This window comes from Paenarthrobacter sp. CM16 (assembly GCF_013179505.1).
In the GTDB taxonomy this organism is placed as follows: Bacteria; Actinomycetota; Actinomycetes; order Actinomycetales; family Micrococcaceae; genus Arthrobacter.
In genome coordinates this window covers 1-5,917 of sequence record NZ_JABMCX010000291.1, presented here as the reverse complement: position 1 = coordinate 5,917, position 5,917 = coordinate 1, and the positions used below count along the sequence as shown (strand labels likewise).

The following is a 5,917-nucleotide window of genomic DNA, read 5'->3' as shown; positions in this document are numbered from 1 at the left end:
TCCTGGCAGTCTTCGGAGTAGTGGTGGGCCTGCTGCTGACCCTCGTGACCGGTCGCTTTGAACTCCACGCCAAACGGGCGTACCTCGGTACGTTGAAGGCCATGGGCTGGAACCCGGACATGCTGGGACAGGTCCGCTTCTTCGAGAACGCCCTTGTAGGCACAGTGGCACTTCCCCTCGGCGTCCTTGGCGCCTTGGGACTCGGGCTGCTGCTGGCACCCTATGCGGCCCTGTGGGCCGGATTGGCCGGTCTGCTGGCCGTAATTTGCTGGATTCCGATTGCAACGAAAGTAGTCAAATGACTGACAAACTCAACCCCGAGCTGACGGCCACCCCGGAATCCACGGAAGAGTCGCTGCAGACCCGCGCCAATACGATCGTGAAGGCCGCTGACCACGCCACTCCCTTGGAACTGAGCCGTGTGACCATCCACTACGGCGGCGACAAAGGCGGCGCCGAGGAAGTGGACGTCGTCGACGACTTCAATCTCACGCTGCACGCCGGTGAGATGCACTGCATCGCCGGCCGAAGCGGCTCCGGTAAGACCAGCATCCTGACGGTGAGCGCCGGACTGACGCTCCCGACGTCGGGCAAGGTCTTTTGGGAGGGCCTGCCCCTGGACACCATGGGTGATGACGAAATAGCTGACCGGCGCCGCGCGCTCATCGGCTATGTGGACCAGGGCGGGGCCCTGATCGATGGCATGAGCGCCTTGGAAAACGTCCTGCTTCCCGCCGTGCCCGACGGCGAAGTGGAGCAGCGGACGGAGATGGCCAAGGACCTTCTGGACCTGGTGGGCCTGGGACGCCGCATGCGTCACCGTCCCGCCCAGCTCTCCGGTGGTGAACGTCAGCGAGTGGCTATTGCCCGTGCCCTGATCCTGGGCACGCGCGTTCTGGTGGTGGACGAGCCCACGGCCAGCCTCGACCGGGCCGCGGCCAACCGCATCATTGGCATTCTCAAGGACACCACCAGCGATGGCATCGCTGTGCTGGTTGCCTCCCACGACCATGAGCTGGTGCGGCTCAGCGATACGCTGACCGAACTTAACTAAGCTATTTCATCCCAAAAAAAGGTAACTTCTTAGAGTGACGTCTCCAGAGAAATCCCCGTTCTACATCACCACTGCAATCAGCTACCCCAACGGCGTGCCGCACATTGGCCACGCCTACGAGGTCATTGCCACTGATGCCATGGCGCGCTTCAAGCGCCTTGACGGTCATGAAGTGTTCTTCATGACCGGAACGGACGAGCACGGACTCAAGATGCAGCAGTCTGCCGAGAAGGAAGGCATCACTGCCAAGCAGCTCGCGGACCGCAACTCCGCGGCCTTCCAGCAGATGAGCAAGGACCTGGGCATCTCCCACGACCGCTTCATCCGCACCACCGATCCCGATCACTATGCCGCTTCCCAAGCCATTTGGAAGAAAATGGAAGCCAACGGCGACATCTACCTGTCCAAGTACGAGGGCTGGTACTCCGTCCGCGACGAGGCCTTCTACGTCGAGGACGACACCGTCGTGAAGGAAGACGGGCTCCGCTACTCCAAGGAGACGGACACCCTGGTCACGTGGACCGCGGAGGAAAGCTACTTCTTCCGGCTCTCCAACTACCAGGACAAGCTCCTTGCCTTGTATGAGGAACAGCCTGAGTTCGGCGCGCCGCAGTCCCGCTTCAACGAGGTCATCAGCTTCGTCAAGCGCGGCCTGGAGGACCTGTCCATCAGCCGCACCACCTTCGACTGGGGTGTTCCCGTCCCCGGCGATGAAAAGCACGTCATGTACGTCTGGGTTGACGCCCTGACCAACTACCTGACCGGCGTTGGGTACCCGGACATCGAGTCGGAGTCCTTCAAGAAGTTCTGGCCGGCCGATGTCCATGTGATCGGCAAGGACATTTCGCGTTTCCATGCGATCTACTGGCCTGCGTTCTTGTTGAGCGCCGGACTGGAGCTGCCCCAACGCGTCATGATCCACGGCTTCCTCACCAACAACGGCGTCAAGATGTCCAAGTCCCTTGGCAACGTCGTGGCACCGCAGGACTTCGTAGCCCAGTACGGCCTGGACCAGTGCCGGTACTTCTTCCTCCGCGAAGTTCCTTTCGGTGCGGACGGCAACTACAACCACGAGGCAATCGTGGGGCGGATGAATTCGGACCTCGCCAACAACTTCGGCAACCTTGCCCAGCGTTCGCTGTCCATGGTGGCGAAGAACTGTGAAGGCAAGGTTCCGGTGCCCGGCGCCTTTACTGCCGAGGACACTGCGTTGCTGGCGCAGGCGGGGGAGTTGCTGGAAACAGCCCGCTCGGCTTTCGACAAGCAGGAATTCAGCCGGGCGCTGGAAGCCATCTGGACGGTACTGGGCGATACCAACGCCTACTTCGCGGATCAGGCCCCCTGGGTTCTGCGGAAGACCGACATCGAGCGTATGAACACGGTCCTGTACGTCACTTTGGAGGTAGTGCGGATCGTAGCGATCCTCGCCCAGCCGGTCATGCCGTCGTCGTCCGCCAAGCTGCTTGACGTCCTCGGCCAGGCCGAAGGCGAGGCGAGGCAGTTCGCCGCAATCGCCACGCCGATCGGTGCGGGCACACAGTTGCCGGCACCGGCGCCGGTCTTCCCCCGCTATGAAGAGCCCGCCGAGGCGTAAACCCTCTCCCAACTAACGGGTATAAATAAGAAACGCTCTCTCACTTCCTGCCGGGAAGTGGGAGAGCGTTTCTTATTTCAGGGGGATATGTGGAAGAGGGTCTAGGCGGTAGCCAGTCCCTCCACCGGGGAAAGTCGCGCCGCCCGCCGGGCCGGGATGACCGAGGCCAGGAGCCCTGCCACCACAGCCACACCAAAGACGGCGGCCAGTTGCAGCCACGGTACGGCCGGAACAACACTCGCCACCCCGCCAAGGGTTGCCTGTGCTCCGAGCCAGCCGTAGACGATGCCCATGCCCGCGCCCATGATGGCGGCCACACCGGCGACCAGAACGGCCTCGATGGCCAGCATTCCACGGAGCTGTCCCCTGGTGAGTCCCAGCGCCCTGAGGAGCGAGTTCTCGCGGGTCCGTTCAAGGACCGAGAGCGACAAGGTGTTGGCCACACCGATCAAGGCGATGACCACGGCCACCCCCAGCAGCCCGGTGACAACCAGCAGCAGCACGTCAATGATGCTGTTGAACGTCACCCGCTCTATAGCGGCCCCACTGACCGTGCGCTCCTGCACGCCCAATGCGGCAGCAATGTCCTTCTGAAGGGCCTGCACCCTGTCCGTGGAGACCGAATCATCCAGTTTCACCCACACCATGGAGGCGGTTTCCGGCACCGGGGAGGCAGGGATGCTGGAGCTCTCCACGAACGCCGGGACGTGGCGTGTGCGCAGTACCTTGGCATCAAGGGAAACGCTGCCTGTCGTCGTGGTGACGGTGGCAGGTCCTTCCGGAGAGTCCTCCGGAAGGTAGAGGGTTCCGGGGCCCGGCCTCAGGTTGTTATCGCGCAGAACTTCCGCTGCATCGGCGGCGGAGAGGGCGTAGATGGTCTGGCCGCCGTCGGGCGTGGTTGCATCGCTGAGTGTTCCCACCGGTGCCAGCAGGACGGCCGCGCTGACGCCGTCGAGCCCTTTGATCCGCGCCAAAGCCTGCCCGTGGTCCCCTGAACCATCCACCGCAGTCTGGGCGGAAAGGTCCACAGGGTAGTTCTCGGCCAGGGTGTCGTTGAACGCCTGCCGGGACGTGGCCGCGCCCGTCATCATGAGCGAGACCAAGGTGACGCCGATCAGCAATGCAGCCGCGGTCGCGGAGGTGCGGGCAGGGTTGCGTGTGGCGTTCACGGCGGCGAGCTTGCCCGGCACTCCTGCAGGTGCGGCGAGGCGCCCGGCCAGGGCAACCACTGTGGGTATGAACAAGGTAGAGCAAAGGAGGATACCCACAAACGAGGCAGCTCCGCCCAGCAGGGCAACACCGAGCGAGACGTTCACGCTGCCGTACACCAGCGCCGCGGTGCCGCCCAGCAGTGCTACCAGACCCAGGGCCAAGCGGACTTTGCCCCGTTTGTTCCGAACGGACGCGTCATCGCTGGGCCGCAGGGCCGCAAGGGGCGCGACGGCGGTGGCCGCCCTCGCGGGAACCAGCGCCGCGACCACGGTCAGCAACGTTCCGGCCACCAGGCCGGCAATGACGGCCGACGGCGGTACCGCCAGGGTTGCGAAGGCCTGCTCCGGTTGGGACTTGGCCCAGGCAATCAACGCCGTCATCAGACCTGTGGCTGCAAGGACGCCCAGCACCGAGGAAAGGAAACCGACCACCAGGGCTTCGAGCATCACTGAGCCACGGATCTGACCCCGGCCTGCTCCCAGGCACCGAAGAAGCGCCAGCTCCCGGGTCCGCTGGGCCACCAGAACGGAGAAGGTGTTGGCCACCACAAGTGTGGAGACAAGTATGGCCACGCCGGCGAATGCGAGCAACACGATGGTCAGCTGGTCCTGCCCGGCGCTCAACATGGCCACTGTGGAGGTGACCTTCTCCTGGGCCGTTTCCAGCACAGGCGCGGCAGCTCCCGCAGCTTCCATGCGATGGGTGATGTACTCCTTGGTCGCGGCTACGTCCTCGCCGGACCTGAGCGAGAACTGCACCCCGCTAAAGCCGGCGCCGGCGTCCTGGACAGCGTTCAGGACCGATTCCGAGGCCACCAACTGTGCGGCCGAGGACGAGAAAGGATCATTGGTGGCCTGAATAAGGCCGCTAATGCTGACTTTGGCTGTCTTGACAGGTCCAGCGCCGCGGAGCTCAAGCACGCTCCCCACAGTCAGGCCAAGATGCTCAGCGGTTTTGACGTCGATCACTGCCTCGGATGCCTTTGACGGCATGGAGCCGGACGTCAAGACTGCCCCCTCCAGGGACGCGGGGGCTGCATTGCGCAGCCGCCCATACTGCTCCCCGCCACCTGCCTCGAACATGACATAGGTGGATCGTTCCGCGTAGCTGTCCTCCACCGCAGGAGCGGACGCGGCAGCCTCCACCGCTGCCTGGGTGAACGGTTCACCGTTCTTGGAGGTGGCAACCAGGTCAGCGTTGCGGTACGCCTCACCGATGCTGGCCCCCAACGAGGCATTGGTGCTCGCGCCCACCATCAGCGTGGCGGAGAGGAACATGACGGACAACATGACCGCCAGCCCGATGGCAATGAACCGCCGGAAATGCGTCGTCAATTGGGAAACGGCAACACGCAGCATGCTCAGGCCCCCAGTTTGCCGAGGGCTGCCAGGACGGAGTCCGCGGTGGGATCGTGAATCTCGCCCACCAGCCCGCCGTCGCTCATCAGGACCACACGGTCCGCATAGCTGGCGGCCACGGGGTCATGGGTAACCATGATGATGGTCTGCCCCATCTCCTGGCTGCTCCGGCGGAGCAGAGCCAGTACTTCGCCCCCGGCTTTGGAATCAAGGTTGCCGGTGGGCTCATCACCAAACACGACGTCGGGACGGGTCAACAGGGCGCGGGCTACTGCCACTCGCTGCTGTTGGCCGCCGGAAAGCTCATGGGGGCGGTGCTTGAGGCGGTCCTTCAGACCCAGGGTACTGACAACGGCATCCAGCCACCCGGCGTCGGCGGTGGTCCCGGCCAGAGCAAGCGGAAGCGTGATGTTTTGCTCAGCGGTCAGGGTGGGCACCAGGTTGAAGGCCTGGAAAACGAAGCCGATCCTCTCGCGGCGGAGGGCGGTGAGCTGACGGTCGTTCAGGCCCGTCAACTCCGTGCCGCCCAGGACGATCCGGCCGGAGTCGGCAGTATCGAGACCGGCAAGGCAATGCATCAACGTGGACTTGCCCGAACCGGAAGGACCCATGATCGCGGTGAACTTTCCGGCGTCAAAGCTCACCGAGACCTTGTTCAGGGCGGTGACAGTAGTATCCGCGCGGCCATAGCTCTTGGTC

5 protein-coding genes are annotated in these 5,917 nt (G+C 63.9%); 3 read left to right on the top strand and 2 right to left on the bottom strand.

Going from position 1 to position 5,917, the window contains the following annotated elements; genetic code table 11:
• The 3 genes from HP499_RS19835 to metG form a co-directional block, all read left to right on the top strand.
• The coding region (locus tag HP499_RS19835) for an FtsX-like permease family protein (RefSeq protein WP_309138428.1) at positions 1 to 302 on the top strand (302 nt) is incomplete at its 5' end.
• The gene (locus tag HP499_RS19830; RefSeq protein ID WP_026546071.1) at positions 299 to 1,054 is read left to right on the top strand and encodes an ABC transporter ATP-binding protein; all 756 of its coding nucleotides are present in this window, start codon (positions 299 to 301) and stop codon (positions 1,052 to 1,054) included. The genes HP499_RS19835 and HP499_RS19830, both read left to right, overlap by 4 nt.
• 34 nt (positions 1,055 to 1,088) lie before the next feature.
• Positions 1,089 to 2,648, top strand: coding sequence for a methionine--tRNA ligase (gene metG, locus HP499_RS19825; protein WP_172325860.1), 1,560 nt, complete (start codon positions 1,089 to 1,091; stop codon positions 2,646 to 2,648).
• A 101-nt stretch (positions 2,649 to 2,749) separates the two neighbouring features.
• Here metG and HP499_RS19820 read toward each other — a convergent pair whose 3' ends face one another.
• The gene (locus HP499_RS19820; RefSeq protein WP_172325859.1) at positions 2,750 to 5,218 is read right to left on the bottom strand and encodes an ABC transporter permease; all 2,469 of its coding nucleotides are present in this window, start codon (positions 5,216 to 5,218) and stop codon (positions 2,750 to 2,752) included.
• 2 nt (positions 5,219 to 5,220) lie between these two features.
• On the bottom strand, positions 5,221 to 5,917 hold a 697-nt coding region (locus tag HP499_RS19815), incomplete at its 5' end, for an ABC transporter ATP-binding protein (protein WP_172325858.1).

Coding starts and splice junctions, on each gene's coding strand:
- HP499_RS19830 (WP_026546071.1), top strand. CDS start 299: ATGACTGACAAACTCAACCCCGAGCTGACGGCCACCCCGGAATCCACG.
- HP499_RS19820 (WP_172325859.1), bottom strand. CDS start 5,218: ATGCTGCGTGTTGCCGTTTCCCAATTGACGACGCATTTCCGGCGGTTC.